At 67.6% G+C, this 24,846-nt stretch carries 23 protein-coding genes and 2 pseudogenes; 16 read left to right on the top strand and 9 right to left on the bottom strand.

From position 1 onward, the window contains the following. Positions 1 to 7: 7 nt before the first annotated feature. The 7 genes and pseudogenes from C6A87_RS19015 to C6A87_RS18985 all read left to right on the top strand — a co-directional run bounded on the left by C6A87_RS19015 (position 8) and on the right by C6A87_RS18985 (position 8,735). The gene (locus C6A87_RS19015; RefSeq protein ID WP_311113700.1) at positions 8 to 865 is read left to right on the top strand and encodes an ABC transporter permease; all 858 of its coding nucleotides are present in this window, start codon (positions 8 to 10) and stop codon (positions 863 to 865) included. Positions 866 to 873: 8 nt separating this feature from the next. Beyond that, positions 874 to 2,061 (top strand): MCE family protein, encoded by a 1,188-nt coding sequence (locus tag C6A87_RS19010; RefSeq protein ID WP_311113699.1) that lies wholly within the window; start codon positions 874 to 876, stop codon positions 2,059 to 2,061. Then, positions 2,058 to 3,083, top strand: a complete 1,026-nt coding sequence (locus C6A87_RS19005) for an MCE family protein (protein WP_311113698.1) — start codon at positions 2,058 to 2,060, stop codon at positions 3,081 to 3,083. The genes C6A87_RS19010 and C6A87_RS19005 overlap by 4 nt, the downstream gene beginning before the upstream one ends. Beyond that, complete coding sequence (locus tag C6A87_RS19000; protein ID WP_311113697.1) at positions 3,083 to 4,165, top strand: MCE family protein; 1,083 nt, start codon at positions 3,083 to 3,085, stop codon at positions 4,163 to 4,165. Before C6A87_RS19005 ends, C6A87_RS19000 begins: the two co-directional genes overlap by 1 nt. Beyond that, complete coding sequence (locus C6A87_RS18995) at positions 4,165 to 5,610, top strand: MCE family protein (protein WP_311113696.1); 1,446 nt, start codon at positions 4,165 to 4,167, stop codon at positions 5,608 to 5,610. Before C6A87_RS19000 ends, C6A87_RS18995 begins: the two co-directional genes overlap by 1 nt. Beyond that, positions 5,607 to 6,452: pseudogene (locus C6A87_RS18990) on the top strand (MCE family protein); the annotation flags it as partial. The gene C6A87_RS18995 and the pseudogene C6A87_RS18990, both read left to right, overlap by 4 nt. Positions 6,453 to 6,983: 531 nt before the next feature. Further along, the gene (locus C6A87_RS18985; RefSeq protein ID WP_311117993.1) at positions 6,984 to 8,735 is read left to right on the top strand and encodes an MlaD family protein; all 1,752 of its coding nucleotides are present in this window, start codon (positions 6,984 to 6,986) and stop codon (positions 8,733 to 8,735) included. A gap of 77 nt (positions 8,736 to 8,812) precedes the next feature. On the opposite strand, the gene C6A87_RS18980 is transcribed toward C6A87_RS18985, so the two are convergent. Further along, positions 8,813 to 9,259 carry a hypothetical protein gene (locus C6A87_RS18980; RefSeq protein WP_311113695.1) on the bottom strand — a complete coding sequence of 149 codons (447 nt, stop codon included), beginning with the start codon at positions 9,257 to 9,259 and terminating at the stop codon, positions 8,813 to 8,815. A gap of 286 nt (positions 9,260 to 9,545) precedes the next feature. On the opposite strand from C6A87_RS18980, the gene C6A87_RS18975 reads away from it, so the two are divergent. After that, the gene (locus tag C6A87_RS18975) at positions 9,546 to 9,908 is read left to right on the top strand and encodes a hypothetical protein (protein WP_311117992.1); all 363 of its coding nucleotides are present in this window, start codon (positions 9,546 to 9,548) and stop codon (positions 9,906 to 9,908) included. Positions 9,909 to 9,958: 50 nt separating this feature from the next. Here the strand turns inward: C6A87_RS18975 and C6A87_RS18970 are convergent, their stop codons facing one another. From C6A87_RS18970 to C6A87_RS18960, 3 genes are all read right to left on the bottom strand, one after another. Beyond that, a complete protein-coding gene (locus C6A87_RS18970) occupies positions 9,959 to 10,429 on the bottom strand; it encodes a hypothetical protein (RefSeq protein ID WP_311113694.1) in 471 nt (156 codons plus the stop codon). A gap of 2 nt (positions 10,430 to 10,431) precedes the next feature. After that, positions 10,432 to 10,875, bottom strand: a complete 444-nt coding sequence (locus C6A87_RS18965; protein ID WP_396836899.1) for a hypothetical protein — start codon at positions 10,873 to 10,875, stop codon at positions 10,432 to 10,434. A gap of 187 nt (positions 10,876 to 11,062) precedes the next feature. Then, positions 11,063 to 12,343, bottom strand: a complete 1,281-nt coding sequence (locus C6A87_RS18960; RefSeq protein ID WP_311117991.1) for a cytochrome P450 — start codon at positions 12,341 to 12,343, stop codon at positions 11,063 to 11,065. Positions 12,344 to 12,526: 183 nt separating this feature from the next. Between C6A87_RS18960 and C6A87_RS18955 the strand changes: the two genes are divergently transcribed. After that, positions 12,527 to 13,153, top strand: coding sequence for a TetR/AcrR family transcriptional regulator (locus tag C6A87_RS18955; RefSeq protein WP_311113692.1), 627 nt, complete (start codon positions 12,527 to 12,529; stop codon positions 13,151 to 13,153). Between the two features lie 35 nt (positions 13,154 to 13,188). On the opposite strand, the gene C6A87_RS18950 is transcribed toward C6A87_RS18955, so the two are convergent. Next, a complete protein-coding gene (locus C6A87_RS18950) occupies positions 13,189 to 14,343 on the bottom strand; it encodes a thiolase family protein (RefSeq protein ID WP_311113691.1) in 1,155 nt (384 codons plus the stop codon). 11 nt (positions 14,344 to 14,354) lie between these two features. Beyond that, a complete protein-coding gene (locus C6A87_RS18945) occupies positions 14,355 to 14,795 on the bottom strand; it encodes an OB-fold domain-containing protein (protein WP_311113690.1) in 441 nt (146 codons plus the stop codon). A gap of 84 nt (positions 14,796 to 14,879) precedes the next feature. Between C6A87_RS18945 and C6A87_RS18940 the strand changes: the two genes are divergently transcribed. After that, a complete protein-coding gene (locus tag C6A87_RS18940; protein WP_311113689.1) occupies positions 14,880 to 15,398 on the top strand; it encodes a VOC family protein in 519 nt (172 codons plus the stop codon). A gap of 3 nt (positions 15,399 to 15,401) precedes the next feature. Here the strand turns inward: C6A87_RS18940 and C6A87_RS18935 are convergent, their stop codons facing one another. Next, complete coding sequence (locus C6A87_RS18935) at positions 15,402 to 16,118, bottom strand: enoyl-CoA hydratase/isomerase family protein (RefSeq protein ID WP_311113688.1); 717 nt, start codon at positions 16,116 to 16,118, stop codon at positions 15,402 to 15,404. Positions 16,119 to 16,211: 93 nt separating this feature from the next. Between C6A87_RS18935 and C6A87_RS18930 the strand changes: the two genes are divergently transcribed. The 6 genes and pseudogenes from C6A87_RS18930 to C6A87_RS18905 all read left to right on the top strand — a co-directional run bounded on the left by C6A87_RS18930 (position 16,212) and on the right by C6A87_RS18905 (position 22,784). Continuing rightward, on the top strand, positions 16,212 to 17,801 hold the full coding sequence (locus C6A87_RS18930; protein ID WP_311113687.1) for an AMP-binding protein: 1,590 nt from the start codon (positions 16,212 to 16,214) through the stop codon (positions 17,799 to 17,801). Between the two features lie 35 nt (positions 17,802 to 17,836). Continuing rightward, positions 17,837 to 19,027, top strand: a complete 1,191-nt coding sequence (locus C6A87_RS18925) for an amidohydrolase family protein (protein ID WP_011893404.1) — start codon at positions 17,837 to 17,839, stop codon at positions 19,025 to 19,027. 32 nt (positions 19,028 to 19,059) lie between these two features. After that, a pseudogene (locus C6A87_RS18920) lies at positions 19,060 to 20,492 on the top strand (FadD3 family acyl-CoA ligase). Positions 20,493 to 20,644: 152 nt separating this feature from the next. Beyond that, the gene (locus tag C6A87_RS18915) at positions 20,645 to 21,445 is read left to right on the top strand and encodes a hypothetical protein (RefSeq protein WP_311113686.1); all 801 of its coding nucleotides are present in this window, start codon (positions 20,645 to 20,647) and stop codon (positions 21,443 to 21,445) included. Further along, positions 21,442 to 22,092 carry a hypothetical protein gene (locus C6A87_RS18910; RefSeq protein WP_311113685.1) on the top strand — a complete coding sequence of 217 codons (651 nt, stop codon included), beginning with the start codon at positions 21,442 to 21,444 and terminating at the stop codon, positions 22,090 to 22,092. Before C6A87_RS18915 ends, C6A87_RS18910 begins: the two co-directional genes overlap by 4 nt. Positions 22,093 to 22,112: 20 nt before the next feature. Beyond that, on the top strand, positions 22,113 to 22,784 hold the full coding sequence (locus C6A87_RS18905) for a 2-C-methyl-D-erythritol 4-phosphate cytidylyltransferase (RefSeq protein ID WP_311113684.1): 672 nt from the start codon (positions 22,113 to 22,115) through the stop codon (positions 22,782 to 22,784). Here the strand turns inward: C6A87_RS18905 and C6A87_RS18900 are convergent. Both C6A87_RS18900 and C6A87_RS18895 read right to left on the bottom strand, forming a co-directional pair. Then, positions 22,753 to 23,469: an IspD/TarI family cytidylyltransferase gene (locus C6A87_RS18900; RefSeq protein WP_311113683.1), complete on the bottom strand. Its 717-nt coding sequence runs from the start codon at positions 23,467 to 23,469 to the stop codon at positions 22,753 to 22,755. The genes C6A87_RS18905 and C6A87_RS18900 overlap by 32 nt on opposite strands. 104 nt (positions 23,470 to 23,573) lie before the next feature. After that, positions 23,574 to 24,830 (bottom strand): MFS transporter, encoded by a 1,257-nt coding sequence (locus tag C6A87_RS18895; RefSeq protein ID WP_311113682.1) that lies wholly within the window; start codon positions 24,828 to 24,830, stop codon positions 23,574 to 23,576. Between the last annotated feature and the right edge of the window lie 16 nt (positions 24,831 to 24,846).

Below are 24,846 nucleotides of genomic sequence, written 5' to 3'. Positions count from 1 at the left end.
GGGCGGCATGGGTACTTCCACAGTCATTCGGTCGCGGTTCCCGCGGCTGGTCCACTACGCCGGTCGTCCGGTGGCCCTGCTGTCGGGCATCGGCGACCACACGATCTTTTACGCCCGGTCGCTGGCCGGGGTGCCGCACGCCGCCGTGCATTACCGCAAGGAGATCATCCGGCTGATCGCCGAGATCTCCATGGGCGCCGGGACGTTGGCGATGATCGGCGGCACCGTGGTGATCGTCGGATTCCTGACACTGGCCGCAGGCGGAACCCTGGCGGTGCAGGGCTACTCGTCGCTTGGCAACATCGGGATCGAAGCGCTCACCGGCTTTCTCGCGGCGTTCATCAACGTGCGCATCTCGGCGCCGGTGGTGGCCGGGATCGGTCTGGCCGCCACGTTCGGCGCCGGCGTGACCGCCCAGCTGGGCGCCATGCGCATCAACGAGGAGATCGACGCGCTGGAGTCGATGGGAATCCGGCCGGTCGAGTACCTGGTGTCGACCCGGATCGTGGCCGGCATGATCGCGATCACCCCGCTGTACTCGATCGCGGTGATCCTGTCCTTCCTGGCCAGCCAGTTCACCACGACCGTGCTGTTCGGGCAGTCCAGTGGTCTGTACAACCACTACTTCGACACGTTCCTCAACCCGATCGACCTGCTGTGGTCTTTCCTGCAGGCAATTCTGATGGCGATCACAATCCTGTTGATCCACACGTACTTCGGCTACTTCGCCTCCGGCGGACCCTCCGGAGTCGGTGTCGCCGTGGGTAACGCAGTACGGACATCCTTGATCGTCGTGGTGTCGGTGACGCTTCTGGTGTCGCTGTCCATCTACGGCTCCAACGGCAACTTCAATCTGTCGGGCTAGGGGGACAGGTGACACGCAGTTACGTCCGGCCGCTGGCCGGCCTCGGACTGGTGGTCGCGATCATCGCGGCGCTCACGATCGCCGTGGTGCTGTTCCGCGGCGACCTACGGACCACCACACCGGTGACCGTGATCTCGCACCGCGCCGGCCTGGTGATGAACCCGGACGCCAAGGTGCAGATGCGCGGCGTGCAGGTCGGGACGGTCGAGGCGATCGACTACCGGCCCGACGGCACGGCGGCGCTGAAATTGGCGATCGACTCGTCCCAGATGCACCTGATTCCGAGCAACGTCGGGGTCGACATCGCCTCATCGACCGTCTTCGGCGCGAAGTCGGTGCAACTCGTCGCACCGTCCACCCCGTCGCCGAAACCGCTGCAGAAGGGGCAGACGCTCGAGGGCGATCACGTGATGATCGAGGCCAACACCGTGTTCCAGCAGTTGGTCTCGGTGCTGGAGAAGGTCGACCCGACCAAGCTCAACGAGACGCTCGGCGCGATCTCCTCCGCGTTCTCCGGCCGCGGTGAGAAGTTCGGCCAGAGCCTGACCGAGTTCAACGCGCTGCTGGCCAAACTGGAGCCCAGCCTGCCCGCGCTGAGCCGCGACCTGGAGCTGACCGCGCCGGTGGCCGACGCGTACGCCGACGCCGCCCCGGATCTGCTTCGCACCGTGCAGAATTCGATCACCCTCAGCGAGGGCATCGTCGACGAACAGGACAATCTGGACGCGTTCCTGGTCAGCGCGATCGGGCTGGCCGACGTCGGCAACGACGTGCTCGGCAGCAACCGGGAGGCCGTCAGCAACGTCCTCGAGCTGATCGCTCCCACCACCGACCTGTTCAAGGAATACGCACCCGCGATCAACTGCACGCTGCAGGGCATGGAGTACGTCCTGCACCAGCCGCCGCAGATGGATCCCGGCGTCCTCGTCAACGTCGCGTTCACGCTGGGCATCGAGCGCTACCGCTACCCGCAGAACCTGCCGAAGGTGGCGGCCAAGGGCGGCCCGCAGTGTATGGGCCTGCCGTACATCGGATTCGGTAACCGGGCCAAGTACCTCGTCACCGACACCAACGCCAACCCGTGGCAGTACGGCAACCAGGGCATCCTGCTGAACTCCGACGGCCTCAAGCAGTTGCTGTTCGGACCGCTGGACGGCCCGCCGCGCAACACCGCACAGATCGGACAACCGGGATGACGCGCACCACGGCCACTCTCGTCAAGTTCGGCGTGTTCGCCACCGTGATGACTGTGCTCACCGCGTTCCTGTTCATGACGTTCAGCCAGTACCGCAGTGGTTCCACGTCCGGCTATTCGGCGATCTTCGCCGACGCGTCGCGGCTCAAGAGCGGAGATTCGGTGCGGGTGGCCGGCGTTCGGGTCGGCACCGTCAAGGGTGTGTCGCTGCAGCAGGACAAGAGCGTGCTGGTGGACTTCGACGCCGACCGGACCGTCGTGCTGACCACCGGCACGAAAGCCGCTGTGCGCTACCTGAACCTGACCGGCGACCGTTACCTGGAGCTTCTCGACGGACCCGGGTCGACCCGCGTGCTGCCCGAAGGGTCGCAGATCCCCGAGCAGCGCACCGCCGGGGCGCTCGACCTGGACCTGCTGCTCGGCGGCCTGCGACCGGTCATCCAGGGACTGAATCCGCGTGACGTCAACGCGCTCACCTCGGCGCTGATCCAGATCTTCCAGGGGCAGGGCAACACGCTGGACTCCCTGATGAGCAAGACGTCGTCGTTCTCGACCTCCATCGCCGACAACAGCGCGGTGGTGCAGCAGCTGATCGACAACCTCAACAGCGTCGTCGCCACGCTCGGCAAGGACGGCGACAAGTTCTCCACCGCGATCGACGGTCTGGAGCAACTGATCAGCGGCCTCGCCGAGGACCGGGACCCGATCGGCACCGCGATCACCGCGCTGGACAACGGAACCGCGTCGATCGCGAGTCTGCTCTCGCAGGCGCGCCCCTCGCTGGCGGGCACGGTCGATGAGCTCAACCGAATGGCGCCCCTGCTCGACGACCACCAGATCGTGCTGGAACGGTCGCTGCAGCGCGGGCCGGAGAACTACCGCAAGCTGGCCCGCCTCGGGTCCTACGGCAGCTGGATCATGTACTACATCTGCGGCTTGTCATTCCGGGTCACCGACCTGCAAGGTCGGACCGCGGTCTTCCCCATGCTGAAACAAGAGAGCGGAAGGTGCGGGGAACCCTGATGCTGAAATATCGTGAATCCAACCTGGTCAAGGCCGGTTTCATCGGCGCCATGCTGATCATCCTGGTGATCGCGGTCGGTCTGCAGCCCGAGCGGCTGATCCAGTGGGCCACCTCGATCCGCCATCAGGCGTTGTTCACCGAGGCCGGCGGCATCACCGTCGGCAACGACGTCACGCTCTCCGGTATCAAGATCGGCAGCGTCACCGACGTCGAACTGGAGAACGGCGACGCGTTGGTGACCTTCACCATCGCCGGCAAGTATCCGCTCGGATCCCAGACCACCGCGCACATCCGCACCGGCTCCCTGCTGGGCGAGCGGGTGATCACACTGGAATCCGACGGCAGCGGCAGCCTGGATTCGAGCGACGTCATCCCGACCACGCGCACGTCGTCGCCGTACTCGCTCACCGATGCGGTCGGCGATCTGGCCGCCAACACGGCAGGCACCGACACGTCGTCGCTGAACCAGTCGCTGGACACGTTGTCGGCGACCATCGACCAGATCGCGCCGCGCCTGGGGCCGACCTTCGACGGCTTGAGTCGACTGTCGCGATCGATCAACGAACGCAACGAGAATCTCGCGTCGCTGCTCGCCAGCGCCAGCGACGTGACCGAGGTGCTCTCCGAACGCAGCCAGCAGCTCAACACGCTGATCCTGAACGCCAACGACCTGCTCGGCGTGCTGAACACGCGCCGGGAGGCGATCGTGGACCTGCTCGCGAACACCTCGGCGGTGGCGCAGGAACTCAGCGGCCTGGTCGCCGACAACGAGGCCGAGCTCGCGCCGACCCTCACGCGGCTCAACTCCGTGATGGAGATGCTCGAACGCAACCGCGAGAACATCGCCAAGATGCTGCCGAGCATCAAGAAGTTCATCCTGGCCCAAGGTGAGACCCTGGCCAACGGCCCGTACTACAACGCGTTCGTGCCGAACCTGCAGCCCGCACAGCTGCTGCAGCCGTTCTTCGACTACGCGTTCGGGTTCCGGCGCGGCACCAACGCGGGTAAGCCGCCGGACCAGGCAGGCCCCCGTGCAGAGCTTCCGTTGCCGTACAACGGGATTCCAGGAGGTACGCGCTGATGGGGCGCAGGCGGGTTACGACGATCGTCGCGGTGGCACTGGTGGCCCTGCTGGTCGCCGGCGGTGCGTACATGGTGCGCCAGCTCTACTTCGGGCCGCGTACGATCTCGGCGCTCTTCACGTCCGCGACCGGCATCTACCCGGGCGACGAAGTCCGGGTGTCGGGCGTGGAGGTCGGCTCCATCGAATCGATCACGCCGGAGGGCACGCACACCCGGATGGTGCTCAGCATCGACCGGGACGTCCCGGTGCCGGCTGACGCCAAGGCCGTGATCGTCGCGCCGAACCTGGTCGCCGCGCGCTACGTCCAGTTGACGCCCGCGTACCGCACCAGCGGTCCGACGATGCCCGACGACACGGTGATCCCGTTGGACCGCACCGCCATTCCCGTCGAGTGGGACGAGGTCAAGGAGCAACTGACCCGGTTGTCCACCGATCTGGGCCCGCAGAGCGGGGTGGACGGCACGTCGGTGTCGCGTTTCATCGACACCGCCGCCAACGCAATGGAGGGCAACGGAGAGAAGCTGCGCGAGACGATCTCCCAGCTCTCCGGCGTCGCCCGGGTGCTGGCCGAGGGCAGCGGCAACGTCGTCGACATCATCACGAACCTGCAGACCTTCGTCACCGCACTGAAAGACAGCAACGAGCAGGTGATGTTGTTCCAGAACCGCCTGGCGACGCTCACCAGCGTGGTCGACGGCAGCCGGTCGGATCTCGATGCGGCCCTGAAGAACCTGTCGGTGGCCGTCGTCGACGTGCAGCGCTTCGTATCCGGCACCCGCGACCAGGCCTCCGAGCAGGTGGAGCGGCTGGCGAACGTGACCCGCAACCTGCTCGACAACAAGCTGGAGATCGAGAACCTGCTGCACATCGCGCCCAACGCGTTGTCCAACGCCTACAACATCTACAACCCCGATGTCGGCAGCGCGGTGGGACAGTTCGTGCTGAACAACTTCTCCAACCCGGTCGAGTTCATCTGCGGGGCCATCGGGGCCATCGAGAACACCACGGCGCCCGAGACGGCGAAGCTGTGCGCCCAGTACCTGGGCCCGGGCCTGCGGCTGCTGAACTTCAACTACCTGCCGTTCCCGATCGCGCCGTACCTGATGCCGTCGGCCAACCCGGAGAACCTCATCTACTCCGAGGCCCGCCTGGCCCCCGGTGGTGGCGGCGGTACGCCGGCGCCACCGGAGATCCCGCCGACGGTATCGGCCTACGCGCCGGGACCGCCGCCGCCGGCGCCGTTCACCGGTCGTCCGCCGGGCGTCGCCCCGCCGGGAGCGCAGCAGCTGCTGCCGGGCGCACCGCCCGTGGTGCCCCCGAACGTGCCGTCCTCCAACGTGGCACCGTCGGTCGACGCCATGCTCACCCCCGGTGGCGCGGCACCGGCAGCACCGCTACCCGCCGAAGCGCCGTTGCCCGCAGAAGGGACGCCACCCGCATGACCGGTCCGAGAACGACGCGACGAGTCGTCGTCGCCGGCGCGTGCGTCGCGCTGACGCTGAGCGGCTGCAGCTTCCAGGGAGTGAACTCGCTGCCGTTGCCCGGTGCGGTCGGCCGCGGCCCCGACTCCGAGGTGTACCTGGTCGAGATTGCCAACGTCGCCACACTCGAACCCAATTCGCCGGTGATGATCGACGACGTCGTCGTCGGCAGCGTGCGGAGCCTGACGGTGAAGGACTGGCACGCGCAGGTCGAGATCTCGGTGAAACCAGGGGTCGCGGTGCCCGCCAACGCGGTGGCCAGCGTCGGCCAGACCAGCCTCCTGGGGTCGATGCACCTGGCCCTGAATCCGCCTTCGGGCGAAGACCCGGAGGGCAGGCTCGCGGCGGGCTCGACCATCGGGCTCAACGATTCGTCGACCTATCCGACGACCGAGCAGACGCTGTCGGCGCTTGCCGCAGTCGTCAACGGCGGCGGGCTGGGCCAGATCGGCGAGGTGATCAACAATGCGAGCACCGCGCTCAGCGGGCGCGAGGGCGAGATCCGCGAACTGCTCGGCCGGCTCGACAATTTCGTCGGCACCCTGGACGCGCAGCGGGACAACATCGTGTCCTCGATCGAATCCCTGAACCGGCTCGCGTCGACGTTCGCCGAACAGCGCGACGACATCACCCTGGCGCTGGAACGGATCCCGCCCGCCATCGACGTGCTGGTGAAGGAGCGCCCGCGACTGACCACGGCCCTGCAGAAGCTCGGCACGTTCAGCGACACCACCACGAAGTTCGTCAACGACTCGCAGGCCGACCTGGTGCGCAACCTGGAGAACCTGCAGCCCACCATCAAGGCGTTCGCCGACATCGGGCCCGACCTGAACAGCATCCTGGAATTCGCCGTGCACTTCCCGTTCACGCAGAGCTTCATCGACCGCGCGATCCGGGGTGACTACTACAACCTGTTCGCCATCGTCGACTTCACGATCCCGCGCCTGAAGCGCAGCCTGTTCCTCGGAACACGGTGGGAACAGGAAGGCGCCCAATTGATTCCGGCGCCGGGCGACCCGAACTATCTGCAGTACACCTACGATCCGCTGAAGATGGGCCTCGACGCGCCGGCGAACGCGATCCCGTCGCTCGGTGACCAGGTGTTCCCCCCGTCGCCGCCGCAACCGCCGGGAATCGGCAGGACCGACGAGGCGGCCGTCCTTGCGCCGCTTCCGATCCCGGCTGAGGTCGGACCGATCCTGCCCGTCACCCCGCCGGCGCCGCTGTCGATGCCGGGGGTGCCGCCGCCGGCCCCGCCCGCGCCGCCCAAGCCGGGCGATCCGATCTTCGCCGGACCCTATGGGCAGCCCGGCCGCTCCCGGAGGTGGTCGCTGATGCTCACCCGTTTCGTCCGTACCCAGCTGGTCATCTTCACCATCGCCTCGATCGTGGGCGTGTCCACGATGCTCTTCGCCTACCTGCAGGTGCCGATGCTGCTGGGCATCGGCCGCATCACCGTGAAGATGGAACTGCCCGCCGCAGGCGGTCTCTACCAGTTCAGCAATGTCACCTACCGGGGGTCCCAGGTGGGCAAGGTGCAGTCGGTGGAGCTGACCGACCGGGGGGCGGTGGCCACGATGTCGCTGGTCCGTTCGCCGCAGATCCCGGCCGATCTGGACGCCGAGGTGCGCAGCATGTCCGCCGTCGGCGAGCAGTACGTGGAGTTGTTGCCGCGCACCGACTCCGGGCCGTACCTGGAGAACGGGTCGGTGATCGCGATGGGCGACACCACGATCCCGCAGGCCGTCGGTCCGATGCTCGACCAGGTCAGCGCCCTGATGGACACCATCCCGAAGGACAGTCTGTCCCGGCTGCTCGACGAGTCGTTCAACGCGTTCAACGGCACCGGATACGATTTCGGATCGCTGCTGGACTCGGCCTCGACCGTCACCCGCGACGCCAACGCGGTGTCCGACCAGACCCGGGCGCTGACCGAGGACGCGGTGCCGTTCCTCGCCGCGCAGGCCGAAACCACGGATTCGATCCGGACCTGGGCGGCCAGCCTGGCCGGCATCACCGACCAAGTGTCCAACAACGACCCGCAGGTGCGGGCGATCCTGCGCAACGGACCGGGCTTCGCCCAGGAGACCGCACGGCTGTTGGAGCAGGTGAAGCCGACACTGCCTGTGCTGCTTGCCAATCTGACCACCTTCGGTCAGATCGGAGTGACCTACAATCCGTCGATCCAGCAGTTGCTTGTACTCGTTCCGCCGTTCGTGTCGCAGATCCAGACCTACGCGCCGACGAACAATCCGTCCGGCCTGCCCAACGGGGAGTTCTCGCTGGGGCTCGGTGATCCGGCGGCCTGCACGGTCGGGTTCCTGCCGCCCTCGGCGTGGCGCAGCCCGTCCGACGAGACGGTCATCGACACCCCGGACGGGCTCTACTGCAAGCTGCCGCAGGACTCACCGGTCGCGGTGCGCGGTGCCCGCAACTACCCGTGCATGGAGCATCCCGGCAAGCGCGCACCGACGGTCGAACTGTGCAACGACCCCTCCGGATACTCACCGCTGGCGCAGCGTCAGCATGCGCTCGGGCCCTACCCGCTGGACCCGAACCTGGTGTCCCAGGGCGTCCCGATCGACTCGCGGGCGGAGTTGGACGACAACACCTTCGGTCCGATCGAGGGCACCCCGTTGCCTGCCGGTGTGACCGCGCCGCCGCCGCGGATACCCGCACCGCCTGCGCCGCCGCCGAACTACGCGGGGACCGGGCCGGGCGCCCTGCTGCCCGGGCAGCCGCTCTACACCACGCCGCCGGTGATCCCGCCGGCCCCGGCCCAGGTGACCGATCCCGCGGCGGTTCCGGCTCCGCCGGCGCAGCGTCCGGGGGCGACTGAGGTGCCGATCCCCCCCGGCGTGTCCGCGGACGATCTGCACCTGCCGCCGACGGCTGTTCCGGTGCCGCAGCCCGAGCCCGTGTACTCGCCGAGCTCGGCCCAGAGCGACACGTCGCAGGGGCCGTCGGTCGCGATCGCCAAGTACAACCCGAGGACGGGGGAGTATATGGGCAGCGACGGAAAGCTGTACCGGCAGGCGGATCTGGCTCAGACGCCGAAGTCGTGGCGCGAGATGATGCCGATCTGACGGCACGCACAGAACGAGAAACCGGCCCCGGGCGATTCGCCTGGGGCCGGTTCTCGTTGTGCAGATGAAGTTTGCGTCTACATCTTGCGCATGTAGAACGGCATCCTGATCTGGGGCCACTGGTTGCGGCCGCACGAGCCGCTGGGACCCAGCGTCTGGTTCTCCCCGGCATATTCGTCGGAAGCGGCGTTGTAGTGGCCGTCGAATCCCACCGGGTAGATCTTGTAGGTCCGCAGGCCTTCGACCGGTTGACCGTCGGCGCAGTACCGCCATCCGGGCACCACACGTTTGACGTACCAGAGGCCGTTGGTCGTGTAAATCGGTGCGCTCCAGCCTTCGTCGCTGTTCACCGTGCCGGCGCACTCGTTGGGCGAGATGCACTGCGTGGAGACGGTCCACGTTGCGCGCTCGCCCGGCTGGTCCTGGTAGCGCTCGTTGATCCTGGCCAGGTCACCGTTCGACGAGACGGTGAAGGTGCCGTTGATGCCCCAGTCCGATTCTGCGCCTGCGGATCCGGCGAACATGACACTGGCTACGGTGGTGGCCGCTACGATCGCGGCACCGGCAGTCATCTTGGAGGCCGACATCGGCGTGGCTCCTCCGTCGCGGATAGTAGGGATCTCAATTGCGGAGAATATCAGTTTCGAACTAGAGGCGTTGTGCTTCAACCGGATTGCGAAGGCGGACCGGGAGCGCATAAATTTCTCCGCTGCGATATTCTCCAATATCGAGAGTTCGTTTTCCGAGATATGCGAGAGTGGTGTCGTGCGTCTGACTGGGATAGCGGCGGCAACGGTGGTGGCCGCGGGAATGCTGACTGCTCCGCAGGCTCAAGCTCAACCTCCGGGCCAGCCGCAAACGTGCAACGACGCGTTCTGCGTTCCGGGCATCACCCCGAATGTCGTGCAAGGGTCCTACTGTTCGAACACCAGCTATTTCGTCTTCGGCACCGCGGTCGCCGGGGTGTCGACCCGGCCGGGCCGGCTGGTGTTCTGCGGGTCTCCGCGGAGACTCGAGCCGCGCTGGTTCCGCTCGCCGCCTATGGCCGGGATCAGGGACGAGAACAGCGACTGCACCGGCTACGCCAACGCACTCGCGCAGGCACCGGACGGATTGTTCCTGGCGTGCGTGGCGATGAACGGCGAAAGCCGCTGGCGCCGCGGCGACGCCTGACGCGTCGCCGCGTCAGGACCGGTGCGACACCGGCGCCAGGAGACGCCGGGTCACCAGTTACGAATCGAGCACAACGCGCCCTTGCTTCCGCTGTTGGTCTTCACCACGACGCCGTCGACGGACAGCTCGCAGGAGAAACTCGAGGCGGACAGCGCCGAGGCCGGTGTGGCGAGTTCCGCTGACTCGGCGCTCTGTACGGTGACCATCGCCCACATGGTCGGGTCGGCGAGCTGGGCATCGAGTACCCACGGCCGGTCCGGGCCGATCTCGACTTCGGCCTTGGGGCTGAAGATGAACGGATTGTGGCTGTAGTCCGAGAACACCGCAGGTTCGACGTTGCGGTAGTAGATGCGCGCGAAGTGCGGCGCGTCGGAGGTGACCGTGTAGCGCACCTGGTGCATCGGCGGCCCCTGCGCGGAGACGGGCGCTGCGAAGCTCACCGCTCCCGCCACGGCGGCGGCCAGCGCGGTGGTCGTGACCGTCTTGGTGCGGGTCGTCGCGGTTGCCATCGTCTTCGTCATCGTCACATCCTGGTCAGGAAGAAGGGGTAGGTGCGCTGCCCGCCCGGTGCGCCGTCGCATCCCGCGGCGAACGTGGACACCATCTGTCCGGCGAGCGTGGTTGCGTCCCACGTGTACACGTCGTGCGTCGGGATGGTCGGCCCGTAATAGATGTCCCCGCAGCGCAACCCGAACGGATCGTCGACCACCAGCGTGTAGCGGCCGTCGGCCAGCCATGCGTCCACGCTGGCGTAGGCCGCCTTGGCGATCGGCTGCGGTTCGATGTTGACCCGTATGCAGTCGGTGCGCTTGGAGTTGTCCGGGTTACGGCACGGGGAATTCGCCGCCCAGATGTAGGTGTGGAAGTCCCTGCGGTCGGGGATGTGCATGGCGTAGTTGCCGAAGAACATCGCCGCCGACGCCGGCGGCGGCGCCACCAGCGCCGTGGCGGCCAGAACAGCGCTCAAGAGAACCGGCTTCAACACATTCCTCCACACTGAGCGGCGCTGCGGGTGAACCGCCCGGGGAGCGCCGAGACTTCTGGAAGGTCAATCTCCTTGGTGGAGACCGCCGTTGTTCCCAGCGGAGAATATCAACCCCGAAGGCCTGGGTCGGCCGGTTTCGCCGTCAAGACCGACCCGGATTCGGTCCCGGTCAGCGAATAGGGTCGAACGTGATGTTCAGCTCGGTCAGTCCGCGCAGGATGAACGTCGGCTCGTAGTTGTAACGACGCGCTCCCGCCGGGCCGTGCAGTTCCTCGTCGATTGCGATGTCGCCCATCCGGTCCAGGATCCGCTCGATCGAGACCCGGCCCTCCACGCGTGCAAGCGGTCCGCCCGGGCAGGAGTGCACGCCACGGCCGAACGCGATGTGCTCGCGAACGTTCTTGCGGTCCAAGTCGAATTCGTGCGGGTGGTCGAAGCGCTTCGGGTCGCGGTTGACCGCGCCGGGACACACCATCATCGTGGTCCCGGCCGGCACGTCCATGTCGCCGACGCGGGTGTTCTTCTTGGCCAGCCGGAACTGGCTCTTGACCGGAGCGTCCATCCGCAGTGCCTCCTCGACGAACACGGGGATGCGGCTACGGTCGCGGCGCAGCCGCTCCTGCACCTCGGGATGGTCGCCGAGCACCCGCAGCGAGGCGGTGAGCAACTTGGTGGTGGTTTCCTGTCCGGCGGCGAACAGGAAGGTCGCCGACCGCACCACCTCGATCACCGGCGGGGTCGAACCGTCCGGGTACTTGGCCGTCGCCAGCGCGGTCAGCACGTCGTCGCGGGGCTCCTTGCGGCGGTCCTCCAGGTAGCCGATGAACTTCTCGTCGAGCCACTCCAGCGGATTGGCGCTGACCAGGTCGCTGTGGTCGAGAGAGCCCACGTTGGCGCCGGGACGCGGTGCGCCCAGCACCGTGCGGAACTCTTCGTGGTCGGCCTCGGGGACACCCAGCATGTCGGCGATCACCAACAGCGAGAACGGTTTTGCATACGCGGATAGGAACTCGCACCGGCCGGCGGCGACGAAGTCGTCCAGAACCTCGTCGGCCAGTCGCCACATGAAGTCCTCGTTCTCCTTGAGCCGGCTGGGCGTCAGCAGCCGGTTGAGCAGGGAGCGGGCATTGGTGTGGTCGGGCGGATCCATGGTGACCATGTGCTCGAACAGCGGCATCTGCTGCCGGTGCGCGGTGATCTGGTCGGTGATGTCGTCGCCCTCGGGAGTGAACGGCAGCGGCGGGAAGGGCCCAGCCACGGCGATGCAGGACGAGAAGGTGTCCGAGTCCTTGAGGACCGTCGCGGCCTCCTCGTAGCCGGTGACCGCCAGCACGCCGTAGTTCGGCTCCTGGACCACCGGGCACTTGCTGCGCAGGTGGTCGAAGTACGGGTGGGGATCGGGCACCAGGGACGGATCGGTGAAGTAGTCGATCGTGTCGAAGTCGGTCATGTCCGAGGCCTCCCGGGGCTGGCGGGTCTGTTCGCGATTGCGTGAATTGCTGAGCACTTGCTTAGCATGGGGTCGGAGCTAGGGTCAAGATCGGCACGCTGGCGGTATGTGACGATCTGCATGCCGACGGGTCACCGGTGGTGTCACGCTTGAGGGGCAGCGACGACGGAGGTGGGAGTAGCGATGGCAACGGCGCGACGAATCGGGGCGCCGGACGCGAAGAACCGGGTGGTACTGCTCGATGCGGCCGAGCAACTGCTCCTCGAGGAGGGCTACGCCGCGGTGACCTCCCGCCGGGTGGCCGACAAGGCGGGGCTCAAACCCCAGTTGGTGCATTACTACTTCCGCACGATGGAGGATTTGTTCCTGGCGGTCTTCCGTCGCAGGGCCGAAGAGGGCCTGGCGCTGCTGTCCACCGCGTTGCAGTCCCCACAGCCGTTGTGGGCGCTGTGGCGGTTCAGCACCGCCCCCGAGGCGACGCGGTTGACGATGGAGTTCATGGGTCTGGCCCACCACCGCAAGGCATTGCGCGCGGAGATCGTCTACTACGCCGAGCGCTTCCGACAGGAGCAGAACCGCGCCATCGCCGACGCGCTGACGCGCTACGGCATGGACTCGGCCGAGGTGCCGCCGGTGGTGTGGACGGTGTTCGCGACCAGCGTGTCGCAGGCGCTGGTGATGGAACGGGCTCTCGGGATGGACAACGGTCACGCCGAGACGTTCGCGTTCTGTGAGGGCTGGATCCGGCGCCTCGAGGGTGATCCGCCGCCGGATCTGTTCGACGCCCCGGACCCGTCTCACGACGGGTAGTGCCGCGATCGGATCCCCATCGCTGCGGGAAAACCCTAGAGCGACAAGATCGTTGCCGAGGCGGTGCCGGGCGCGCCGTACACCTGGGCCAGCCCGACGCGAGGACTGCCCGGCACCTGCCGGTCGCCGGCCTCACCGCGGAGCTGGCGCACCAACTCGTGGACTTGACGCAACCCGGACGCGCCGATGGGCTCGCCGTTGGCGATCAGCCCGCCATCGGTGTTGACCGGGATGCTGCCGTCGATCTCGGTCGCGCCGTCGGCCAGCAGTTTCTCCTGTTCGCCGTCGGCGCACAGCCCGGTCTCGGCCATGTGGATCACCTCGGCGCCGGCGTCGGTGTCCTGCAACTGGGCGATGTCGACGTCCTCGGGGCCGATGCCTGCGGCCTCGTAGGCGGCCTTGGCGGCGTACACCGTCGGCGAGGGATCCTCGTCCAGCGGCGCCGAGGTCGCGTGCACCTCGTAGGCGCCGAAGGTGCGGGTCCGAATCTCGCTGGCACGCACGAACACCGGCTTGTCGGTGAACTTGTGGGCGATATCGGCGCGGCACATGATGACCGCCGCGGCGCCCTCGTCGGGAGCGCAGAACATGTACTGCCGCAGCGGGTAGTTCAACACCGGCGAGGCCATGATCTCCTCGACGGAAATCTCCTTGCGCCGGAACGCATTCGGGTTTTTCTCGCCATTGCGGAAGTTCTTGTTGGCCACCCGCGCCAGCGTCTCCTCGGAGATGTTGTGCTTGTGCAGGTAGTGGTTGGCCTTCATGCCGAAGAACTTGGTGGTGACGAACTGGCCGTTCTCGGCATACCACTGGGGAAGCGCGAGTTTGGCGGGATCATCGGTGAACGCGCCGCGCGGGTGCTTGTCCAGCCCGATGGCGATCCCGATGTCGTACTTGCCGAGGCGGATGGTGTCGGCGGTCTGCTGGATCGCCGAGGCCGCGGTGGCACACGCGTTGAACACGTTGGTGAACGTGATACCGGTCAGGCCGACCAGGCGGGTGACGGCGTCGGGATTGGACACCTCGTAGCTGCCGCCGAAGCCGAACTGGATGTCCTTCCACTCCACGCCGGCATCGGTCAGGGCGGACTGGATGGCTTCGGCGCCCATCTGCATCGCGGTCTTGTCGAAGCGGCCGAACGGATGCAGGCCGACGCCGATGATCGCGACGTCGTTGGCTGAGCTCGTCATGGTCGCTGTCCTCAGTTTTCGACGGGTTGGAATGCGAAGGTGATGACCTCGGTGCCGTCCTCGTCGGAGGTGAACGGAATCATGGTCAGCTCGACCTCCTGGCCGAATTGCAGTTTGGCCGGGTCGTTCTCGGTGAGCCGGCCCTCGACGCGAATCATCTCGTCGAGCTGCACCAGGCCGACGCCGAACGGGACGAAGTCCTTGCCGGTCGGCCCCTTGTAGGGTGCGCCGGGCGGGAAGCCCTGGGTCGTCCACGCGATCAGCGTGCCGCGCCGCGGAAGGAGCGCGTCGGACATCTCGCCGCCGCTGCACTTCGGGCAGCGCTGCTGCACCGGGAACGTGGTGGCGCCGCAGGTGCCGCAGGAGCTGCCGATCAGCTGCGGATCGTCATTCGGCCAGGTGGAGATTTCGGGCGCAAGCGCGCGCTGTGTGGTCGACACGAGAGTGACCATAATCGGAAATGACGTTCTCGTCTAGAGAGAACATGGCGGTTGAAGGTGGCCCGCATGCGGCCCGCAGCTTGCTACCGTGCGCGCATGATTCTTCCCGGGCCCATCCGTCAGATCGGGTATGTCGTCGACGATCTGGACCGCGCCCTGGACAGTTGGGTGGCCCTCGGAGTCGGGCCCTGGCATGTGATCCGGCGGATGCCGCAGCGGGTGACCTACCGCGGTGAGCCGTGCGAGATCACGCTGTCGCTGGCACTCGCCAACAGTGGCGATCTCCAGGTCGAATTGATCTGCCAGGATGACAACGCCCCGAGCATCTTCACCGAGTTCCTCGCCGCCTCGGGGCCGGGCTTTCACCAATTGGCCTATTGGGCAGAGGACTTCGACGCGGCGATGCGCTCGGTCGCGGCGGCCGGCTGGCCCGTCGTGTGGTCAGGTGGCCGCGACGTGGGAACGCGGTTCGCCTACCTGGAACCGCCCGGTGGCCCTGCGGCGGTGGTCGAGATCATGGAACTCAACGCAGCCACCCAGGGGATGGCGACGTTCGTGCGGGACGCAGCGGCCGACTGGGACGGCCGCGATCCCGTCCGCGAGATGGGCGTCTGACCGCTACTTGCCCTTGTTCATCACCTTGTCGGCCGCGGTCCAGTGCTCGTCGGCGACCCACAGCCGCGCGAACGCCGCGACCGCCTCGGTGGTCGGGACGCCGCGCATGACACGTTTGACCTCTCCGGCCGGCACCGAGGCCAGCACGCGGGCGATCAACCGCCACTGCTCGTCGAACGAGGCGCGCGGTATCACCTGGTCGATCAGCCCGATGCGTTCGGCGTCGGTGGCCGACATGATGCGCCCGGTGCCCGCCAGCAGCAGCGCCCTGCTGTAGCCGACCAGCTCAACCAGCCGTTCGGCGCCGCCCCATGCGGGCATGATCGCCAGCGCGACCTGGTTGAAGCCGATCTTGATGTCGTCGGCGGCCACCCGGATGTCGGCCGCCACGGCGAACTCGGCGCCGCCGCCGAGGGCATGGCCGTTGAGCGCCGCCAGCACCGGGCCGGGGAAGCCGGCGATCCGGTCGCAGATCGACCGCATCCGGAACGCCATCGCCGCAGCCTGCTCCTCGGTGCGCAGTGCGCTCAATTCCTTGAGGTCGCCGCCGGAGACGAAGGCCTTGTCGCCGGCGCCGGTCAACGCCAGCGCGGCCGCACCCGTGGCGCCGTCGAGCGCCTTGTCGAGCTGCTCCATGGTCTCCAGCGAGATCGCATTGCGCGCGTGCGGCCGGTCGATGGTGATGATCGCCAGACCGTCGTCGATTTCGAGGTCGACCATCAAGCATTCTCCGTTCACGGTATTGGCATTCTCGCAGGAGGAGAATACCATCACCTGGCATCTCCTCGCGGATGGGAAGGGTGGCGCACAGCCATGCGAACGATTCCTGCTGAGCTCGTCAGGCGCTACGAGCGGGAGGGCTACTGGACCCGGGACACCCTGGGCGACCTGTTGGCCCGAGGGCTGGCGGACAGTCGCGAGACCGGCTTCTACGTGCACTCGTCCGTCCGGCCCTACCGGGGCACGTTCGGCGACGTCGAGCACGAGGCCCGGCGGCTGGCCGCGGGCCTGGCCGACCGCGGCGTCGGACCCGGCGACGTCGTGGCGCTGCAGTTGCCCAACTGGCGTGAGGCCGCCGTCGTGTTCTGGGCGTCGGCGTTTCTCGGGGCGGTGATCGTGCCGATCGTGCACTTCTACGGCCGCAAGGAACTGGCCCACATCCTGTCCACGGCCAAACCCCGGGTCTTCGTGACCACCGAGGAGTTCGGCCGCATGCGCTACCAGCCCGACCTGTGCTCCGACGTGCCGGTGGTGGGCCTGGTCGCCGGTGCGGGTTCGGGGGCGGCCAATGAGTACCCGTTCGAGGCACTGCTGGCCGGCGAACCGCTGACCGGCACGGTGGCCGCCGACCCGGCGAGCCCGGCGCTGATCGCGTTCACCTCGGGCACCACCCGGGACCCCAAAGGGGTGATCCACAGCCATCAGACCCTGAGCTTCGAGACGCGCCAACTGTTGGAGAACTACCCGCCCGACCGTGGACGCCAGCTGACCGCGACGCCGGTCGGTCACTTCATCGGCATGGTCGGGGCGTTCCTGATCCCGGTGCTGGAGGGGGCGCCGATCGATCTGTGCGACGTCTGGGATCCCGGCCGGGTGCTGCAGCTCATCGAGAGTGAGGGACTCTCGATCGGCGGTGGGCCGCCCTACTTCGTCACCAGCCTGCTCGACCACCCGGACTGCCGGCCCGAGCACCTGCGCTCCTTCAAGACCGTCGGCCTCGGCGGCTCCACAGTGCCCGCGGCCGTCACGCAGCGCCTCAGCGATCTGGGGATGTTCGTGTTCCGCTCCTACGGCAGCACCGAGCATCCGTCGATCACCGGGTCGCGCCCCAGCGCTCCGGCGGACAAGCGGCTCTTCACCGACGGTGATCCCCGCCCCGGGGTGGAGATCCGGCTGGGGCCCGACGGTGAGATCTTCAGCCGCGGACCGGATCTGTGCCTGGGCTACACCGACGACGAACTCACCGCGCACTCGTTCGACGAGGACGGCTGGTACCGCACCGGCGACGTCGGCGTGCTCGATGCGGACGGCTACCTGACCATCACCGACCGCAAGTCCGACGTGATCATCCGGGGCGGCGAGAACATCAGCGCGCTGGAGGTCGAGGAGGTGCTGCTGACGATGCCGGCCGTCGCCGAGGCGGTCGTGGTCGCCGCGCCGGACCCGCGCCTGGGCGAGCATGCGGCAGCGGTGGTGCGGATTCGCGACGGCCAGCCGATGCCGAGCCTCGACGACATGCGCGCGCATTTCGCCCGGGTCGGGGTCGCGACGCAGAAGTGGCCCGAGGAGCTGCACCAGATCGACGACTTCCCCCGCACAGCGAGCGGGAAGGTCCAGAAGTACGTGATCCGGCGGCAGGTCGCCGCCGGGAAAGGGTTGGTCGTTGCGGCCTCCCGCAAATGAGAATACGATTCTCTCGATAGGAAAAGGAGTCTTTCATGGGACAACTGTCGCACCGGGTGGAGATCCCGTTCCCGCTGTTCGATGCGGACAACCACCTGTACGAGCCGCCAGAGGCGATGACCAAGTACCTGCCCAAGGAGTACAAGGACATCGTTCAGTACGTCGAGATCAACGGGCGCACGAAGATCGCGCTCAAGGGCCAGATCAGCAACTACATCCCGAACCCGACGTTCTCCGTGGTCGCCAAGCCAGGCGCCTGGGAGGAGTACTTCAAGTTCGGCAACCCTGACGGCAAGAGCAAGCGTGAACTGTTCGGCGAGCCGATGAAGGCCATCCCGGCGTTCTTCGAACCCGAGCCGCGCATCAAGGTGATGGACGAGCTCGGCATCCAGCGCTCGCTGATGTTCCCGACGCTGGCCAGCCTGATCGAGGAGCGGCTGTCCGATGATCCGGTCGCCATCCACGTCATCATCCACGCGCTCAACGAGTGGCTGCACGAGGTGTGGGGCTTCAACTACCAGGGCCGCATCTTCACCACGCCGGTGATCACGCTGCCGATCGTCGAGAAGGCCATCGAGGAACTCGAGTGGGCCGTCAAGCGTGGCGCCCGGGCCATCCTGATCCGCCCCGCCCCGGTCCCCGGCTTCCGTGGTCCGCGGTCGTTCGCGCTGCCCGAGTTCGACCCGTTCTGGGAGCGCGTCGTGCACCACGACATCTTCGTCGGCATGCACTCCTCGGACAGCGGCTACTCGCGCTATACCTCCGAGTGGGACGGTGCGGCGCAGGAGATGCTGCCGTTCCAGACCAACGCGATGTCGATCCTCAACGAATGGCGTCCGATCCAGGATGCGGTGGCGTCCTGGGTGATTCACGGTGCGCTGTTCCGCTTCCCGAAGCTCAAGGTCGGCATCGTCGAGGCCGGCTCAAAGTGGATGTTCCCGTTGCTGGACTCGATGGCCGAGGTGTACAAGAAGGCGCCCGAGGCCTTCCTCGGCAACCCGATGGAAGAGATCAAGAACCGGATCTACGTCAGCCCGTTCTACGAGGAGGGCATCGACGACCTGATCAACCTGATCGGTGTGGACCAGGTGCTCTACGGCTCCGACTGGCCCCACCCTGAAGGTCTGGCCGAGCCGACGCACTACGTCACCGCGCTCGAGCACCTCGCGGTCGAGGACCAGGCCAAGATCATGGGTGGCAACCTGGGACGTCTCGTCACGACGTGACGTACCGAAGCCGTTGGTCGACCATCCCTGAGATGGTCGCGGGCGCAGCGGACCGGTTCGGCGACGCGGAAGCAGTCGTCGACGGTCCGCTGCGCCTGTCCTTCACCGAGCTCGTCGACCGAATCCGTTGTGCAGCAGGCGCCTTCGCCGAACTTGGCATCGAGAAAGGCGACCGGGCGGCGATCTGGGCGCCCAACAGCGCCGAGTGGATCATCGCCGCGTTCGGGCTATTGACCGCCGGCGGTGTGCTGGTGCCGGTCAACACCCGCTTCAAGGCGGACGAGGCGGCCGACATCATCAGCCGCAGCGGGGCGCGGGCCGTTCTGGTGCAGCAGGGTTTCCTCGGCGTGGACCACACCCTGTCCACGTCTCAGCCGGCGTGCCCGTCATCGACCTGAAGTCCGACTTCCTCAGTAGCGGTAGGCCGTTCAGCCGTCCCATCGATGGCGACGACATCTCCGACATCATCTACACCTCGGGGACCACCGGCCGCCCCAAGGGCGTGATGATGAACCACCGGCAGAACCTTCGACTCTACGAAGAGTGGTGCGAGCTCGCCGATCTGCGCAAGGGTGACCGCTATCTGATGGTCAACCCGTACTTCCACACCTTCGGGTACAAGGCCGGACTCATCGCCTCGTTCATCCGCGGCGCCACCATGCTGCCTGTTCCGGTGTTCGACGTGGACCGCGTCGTCGAACTGATTGCCGCAGAGCGCGTCACGATGCTGCCCGGGCCTCCCACGCTGTATCACTCGCTGCTCGGCGTGGCCGACAAGTCGAAGCTGGCCACGCTGCGCGCCGGGGTCACGGGCGCGGCCGACATCCCGGTCGAACTCATCCGCCGGGTGCACGAGGAGTTGCCGTTCAAGACACTGGCGACGGGCTACGGCCTCACCGAGGCGGGCACCGTGACGCTGTCGCGGCCGGGGGATTCGTTCGAGGACATCGCGACCACCGCGGGGGTGGCCTGCGACGGTGTCGAGATGCGCATCGCCGACGACGGTGAGGTGCTGGTGCGGGGTTACACGGTGATGCAGGGGTATCTCGACGATCCCGTCGCGACCGCCGAGGCGATCGACGCGGACGGCTGGCTGCACACCGGCGACCTGGGGACGCTCGACGGCGCGGGACGCCTGCGCATCGTGGGCCGCAAGAAGGACATGTACATCGTCGGCGGATTCAACGCCTATCCCGCCGAGATCGAGGGCTTCCTGATGGAGCATCCGGCCGTCGCGCAGGCCGCGGTGATCGGTGTCCCCGACGAGCGTCTGGGTCAGGTCGGCAAAGCCTTCGTGGTGCCGGGCCCCGGCGGTGGCGAACTCACCGCCGACGAGTTGGTCGCGTGGTGTCGCGAGCGAATGGCCGGTTTCAAGGTGCCGCGGTATGTAGAGTTCCTCGACGAGTTGCCGTTGAACGCCACCGGCAAGGTGATGAAGGACCGACTGCAGGAGCTTCGGAGCTGAGCGTCTGCACAGCCTCCGAGCAGTATTTTCGCAGTCGGCGCTTTTGTCCGGACCTCTGACACCGGAGTATCGTGAATGCGATACTCCAAACAGAAGAACGACATTCTCATAGTGACGATCATGCAAATGACTGTGCAGACAAGGAGGTCGGTGTGCCGTCTTTCCGGCGCCGCGACTCGGTGATCGACGCCGATCGCGTCGAAGAATCGACCGTGGAACCCGGCACCGCGCCCGATGCCGACAACGCCCGTACCCTCGCCGAGAAGGCCGAGGCGGAGGCCGCGGAGGCGGAAGCCCTCGCGGCTGCTGCCCGGGCCAGGGCACGTGCGATCCGGCTCCGGCAGGAAGCCGAGACCGAACCCGCGACCGGGACCGACGAGGGGCAAGCTCTGCCGGACACCGGGGAGGCCGCCCTGGCCTTCGAGGCGGCCGCTGACCCCGACGCCCCCGCGCGGCGGGTGCCCGGCAGGCAGATCGCCCGCTACACGGCGGTCGTGCTGGCGATCCTGGCGACCTGCGCGTTGATCGGGGCGACGGTCTACATGGTCGTGCAGCACCGCGCCGCCGTCGCCGACCGTCAGGAGCAGGCCGAGTACTCGGCCGCGGCACGGCAGGCCGTCATCAGCCTGATGTCGCTGGACCACACCAACGCGCAAGAGGACGTCGACCGCATCATCGAGAACTCGACCGGACAGTTCCGGGACGAATTCGAGGGTGCGTCAAAGGACTTCGTGCAGATCGCGCAGGAGTCGAAGGTGGTCACCGACGTCTCGGTCAACGCCTCCGCGGTACAGAAGATGGACGGCGGCACCGCCGACGTGCTGGTGGCCGCGCAGTCGCGGGTGACCAACTCGTCGGGAGCCAAGGAGCAGCCGCGGTCCTGGCGCCTCATCGTCAGCCTGCAGCGAGAAGGTGACCAGATCAAGATGTCGAAGGTGGAGTTCGTTCCGTGAGCACCGACGAGAAGACCACCGACGAGACGATCACCGACGAGACGACCACCGGCATCGGCGACGCCGACGCCTCGCCGGAGGTCGCCGAGTCCGAGGACACCACAGCCGCCGATCCCGCCGAGCCGGCGAAACCCTCGGCCGTGCGGCAGGTCGCCGCCGGGGCGCGGCGCCACGTTGCGGCGATCCTGGTGGCGGTGGCGCTCGTGGCATCGGCCGGCGCGGCCGCGGGTGTGTACTTCCTCCAGTACCGCCCGGACCGTCAGACCGACGCCGCGTCGACAGAGGTCGCACTCGACGCCGCCAAGACCGGCACCGTCGCTCTGCTGTCCTATTCGCCGGAGACGCTCGACGACGACTTCAGCACCGCCAAGTCGCACCTGACCGGTGAGTTCCTGGATTACTACACCGACTTCACAGCCAAGGTCGTCGCCCCCGCGGCGAAGGAGAAGTCGGTCGAGACCGTCGCCAACGTGATGCAGGCCGCGGTGTCGCGAATGGAGACCGACTCGGCCGAGGTGCTGCTGTTCATCAACCAGACCACCACCAGCCAGGAGAACCCCGACGGGGCGTTCGCCGCAAGCAGTGTGAAGGTCGGCTTGAAGAAGGTCGACGGCAACTGGCTGATCGAATCGTTCGACCCGGTCTGACAGGTATAGCCTCGGACGCCGTGACCGTGCCGGCGATCCTGCCCCTCTCCGGAAGCTACGCCGAACGCCGAGACGCGGTTTTCCTGCCGGTGGCCGGTGTGAGCCCGCTGGTCCGGATCGTCGGTGGACTGGCCCGTGCGGGGGAGGTGGTGGTCGCTGCGGCCGCCCCGCTGGCCGACGACGTCCGCAACGCTCTGGCCGGGCAGTCTCTTGCCGGCGTCCGCGTGGTGGCGGTCGAGCCGCCCGGCACCCGGGCGCAGTGCATCGCGGCCGGTCTGGCCGGCCTGCCCAGAGGCCCGGTGCTGCTGCACGACCTGGCCTGGCCGCTTTTCGCCGACGCGACAGTCGAGTCCGTTGTGGCAGCGGTGCGCGGTGGTGCCCCGGTGGTGTGGCCGACCCGGCCGGTGACCGACAGTGTCAAGGTCGTCGACGAGCGGGGCACGGTGACCGCGACGCTGGACCGTTCCGCGTTGCGCACCGTGCAGTACCCGCGTGGTTTCGACTCGGCGGTGCTGGGCCGCTTGCTCGCCGGCGACGTGGACGGCTCCTTCGACGAGCTTTCGGCCGTGCTGGCGCACGGAACGGCTCCGACGCTCGTCGACGGTGACACCGACACCATGAGGTTCGAACTGCCTGCCGATGCCGCGTTCCTGGCCGCGCTCATCGAGGGCCGGCGGCACCGCCCGCACTGATCAGCAGGTGGTGGGCCACCGCGACATCGCGCGGATAGGTGACCTTGAGGTTCTCGGTCCGCCCGGGGAATGTCCGGACCTCCACGTCGGTGTAGCGCTCGATGCACGAGGACGTGTCGGTGCCCTCGAATCCGTCGCGGTCGGCGCAGCGGTAGGCGTGCAACAGATCTGGCGCGCGGAAGGCCTGCGGGGTCTGCACCCGGATCAGCGCGCGGTCCGGTGGCAGCGGTTCCAGGCCGGTCTCCCCGGCCCGGGCCAGATCCCGGATGGGCAGCGCGGGCAGGGCGCCGCCGAAGCGGCGGGCCAGCGTGATCGCCTCGATGAACATGTCGGGTCCGGCGAGCGGGCGGGCGGCATCGTGAACGGCCACGACGTCCACGGCACCGGATTCGATGTCGTCGGCGAGGTATCGCACCATGTTGGTCTCCGACGCGTGCCTGGTGTCTCCGCCCTCGACGAATTCGATTGCGGTGGTATCGATTTCGTCGACCAGTGTGTCGTGCGCGAGCGTGGACTCGCCTCCGCGGTGGACCAGGATCACGCGTGCGATGCCGGGCAGGCCGAGCACGGTGTCCAGCGACCAGGCCAGCATGCTGCGGCCGGCCAGCGGCAGGTAGGCCTTGTTCCCGTCCGCGCCGACCCGGGTGCCCAGACCCGCGGCCAACACCACACCGACCGCGTCCATGGGCGAACCTTATCGTGGGCGCTTGCGCCCGACGTCTGAGAGGGGACAGCCGTGGGCCGTCTCAGCGCGGGGCCGAGCGGGCCTACCCACCGAGTGGTCCGCGGCTAGGTGTCGATCCCTTCCAGCAGCATCCGGTCGTCTTCTTCGCGCAGCAGCCTGCGCGTTTTACGCCGGGTGACCAGGATGCCTGTCACGGCGAGCGCCCACACGAGATACTGCAGCGTCCAGGCCACGCGGAACGAGTCGAACGAGATGCCGCCCGCGGCCTGCATCACCATTCCCATCGACTGCATCAGCAGCAGTGACGCGATGAACCCGCCCATGTTGACCATCCCCTGCGCGGTGCCCAGGGTGGCGCCGGAGTTGAAGGTCCGGGCGAAGTCGAATCCGACCATCGAGCCGGGGCCGCCGACCGAGATCACCACGACCAGGACGGTCAGCAGCCACAGTGGGGCCGGACCCGGCAGGGCGAGCACCGCCGACCAGGCCAGCGCGTTGCTGACGATGATGATCAGCACCATCCGCGAGCGGCGGTGCGGATAACGCCCGGTGAGGACGCCGATCAGCACTCCGCAGCCGATCGCCGACACCACCGACAGGCTGAGCAGCGCGCCGGCCATGCCCGGCGACAACCCCTGGGCCTCGGTCAGATAGGGCAGCCCCCACATGAGCGCGAACACCGTGATCGAGAACTGCGTGCCCATGTGGGTGAAGAACCCCAGCCGGGTGCCGGGGCGCAGCCACACCGTCTTGACGCTCTGCAGGGTCTCGCCGACCGACATCGTCTCGGGGGTGGCCGCCGCGCCGTCCGGCGTGTTACGGACGAGGGCCAGCGTCAGCACGACAGACAGCACGCCCAGGGCCGCCACCGAGGCGTAGGCCACCGACCAGCCCGACGCCGTGAGCAGCGACAGGAAAGGCAGCGCGGACAACACTTGACCGAGCTGGCCGACGATGCCGGTCAGCTGTGCGACGAGCGGGATCCGGCGGGGCGCGAACCAGTGGGGGACGAGCCGCAGCACGGAGATGAACGTCATCGCGTCGCCGAGACCGACGACCGCCCGGGCCGCGATCGCCACCGGCAGGGATTCGGTGAAGGCCAGCGCGAGCTGGCCCGACGCCATCAGTGCGGCCCCGGAGGCGATCATCACCCGGGAGCCGAAGCGGTCGAGCAGCAGGCCGGCGGGGATCTGGGCGGCCGCGTACACCACGACCTGCAGCACGACGAACGACGACAGCAGGCTCGGACCCGCGGCGAAGCGGTCCGCGGCGGCCAGGCCGGACACCCCGAGGGTGGTGCGGTCCAGTACGGCGACGATGTAGGCGAGCACCCCGGTGGCCCACACGATCCAGGGACGCACGCCTGCCCACCCCCTG

The sequence above is a fragment of the Mycobacterium sp. ITM-2016-00317 genome (genome assembly GCF_002968295.1).
Taxonomy (GTDB): domain Bacteria; phylum Actinomycetota; class Actinomycetes; order Mycobacteriales; family Mycobacteriaceae; genus Mycobacterium.
Note: the sequence above shows the minus strand (reverse complement) of the source record. Positions and strands in the feature narration are given on the sequence as shown.

Bases quoted from the DNA above. Each gene is read 5' to 3' on its own strand.
- C6A87_RS19015 (WP_311113700.1), top strand. From the start codon at position 8: ATGGGTACTTCCACAGTCATTCGGTCGCGGTTCCCGCGGCTGGTCCAC.
- C6A87_RS19005 (WP_311113698.1), top strand. From the start codon at position 2,058: ATGACGCGCACCACGGCCACTCTCGTCAAGTTCGGCGTGTTCGCCACC.
- C6A87_RS19000 (WP_311113697.1), top strand. From the start codon at position 3,083: ATGCTGAAATATCGTGAATCCAACCTGGTCAAGGCCGGTTTCATCGGC.
- C6A87_RS18995 (WP_311113696.1), top strand. From the start codon at position 4,165: ATGGGGCGCAGGCGGGTTACGACGATCGTCGCGGTGGCACTGGTGGCC.
- C6A87_RS18985 (WP_311117993.1), top strand. From the start codon at position 6,984: ATGCTCACCCGTTTCGTCCGTACCCAGCTGGTCATCTTCACCATCGCC.
- C6A87_RS18980 (WP_311113695.1), bottom strand. From the start codon at position 9,259: ATGTTCGCCGGATCCGCAGGCGCAGAATCGGACTGGGGCATCAACGGC.
- C6A87_RS18975 (WP_311117992.1), top strand. From the start codon at position 9,546: ATGCTGACTGCTCCGCAGGCTCAAGCTCAACCTCCGGGCCAGCCGCAA.
- C6A87_RS18970 (WP_311113694.1), bottom strand. From the start codon at position 10,429: ATGACGAAGACGATGGCAACCGCGACGACCCGCACCAAGACGGTCACG.
- C6A87_RS18960 (WP_311117991.1), bottom strand. From the start codon at position 12,343: ATGACCGACTTCGACACGATCGACTACTTCACCGATCCGTCCCTGGTG.
- C6A87_RS18955 (WP_311113692.1), top strand. From the start codon at position 12,527: ATGGCAACGGCGCGACGAATCGGGGCGCCGGACGCGAAGAACCGGGTG.
- C6A87_RS18950 (WP_311113691.1), bottom strand. From the start codon at position 14,343: ATGACGAGCTCAGCCAACGACGTCGCGATCATCGGCGTCGGCCTGCAT.
- C6A87_RS18945 (WP_311113690.1), bottom strand. From the start codon at position 14,795: ATGGTCACTCTCGTGTCGACCACACAGCGCGCGCTTGCGCCCGAAATC.
- C6A87_RS18940 (WP_311113689.1), top strand. From the start codon at position 14,880: ATGATTCTTCCCGGGCCCATCCGTCAGATCGGGTATGTCGTCGACGAT.
- C6A87_RS18935 (WP_311113688.1), bottom strand. From the start codon at position 16,118: ATGGTCGACCTCGAAATCGACGACGGTCTGGCGATCATCACCATCGAC.
- C6A87_RS18930 (WP_311113687.1), top strand. From the start codon at position 16,212: ATGCGAACGATTCCTGCTGAGCTCGTCAGGCGCTACGAGCGGGAGGGC.
- C6A87_RS18925 (WP_011893404.1), top strand. From the start codon at position 17,837: ATGGGACAACTGTCGCACCGGGTGGAGATCCCGTTCCCGCTGTTCGAT.
- C6A87_RS18900 (WP_311113683.1), bottom strand. From the start codon at position 23,469: ATGGACGCGGTCGGTGTGGTGTTGGCCGCGGGTCTGGGCACCCGGGTC.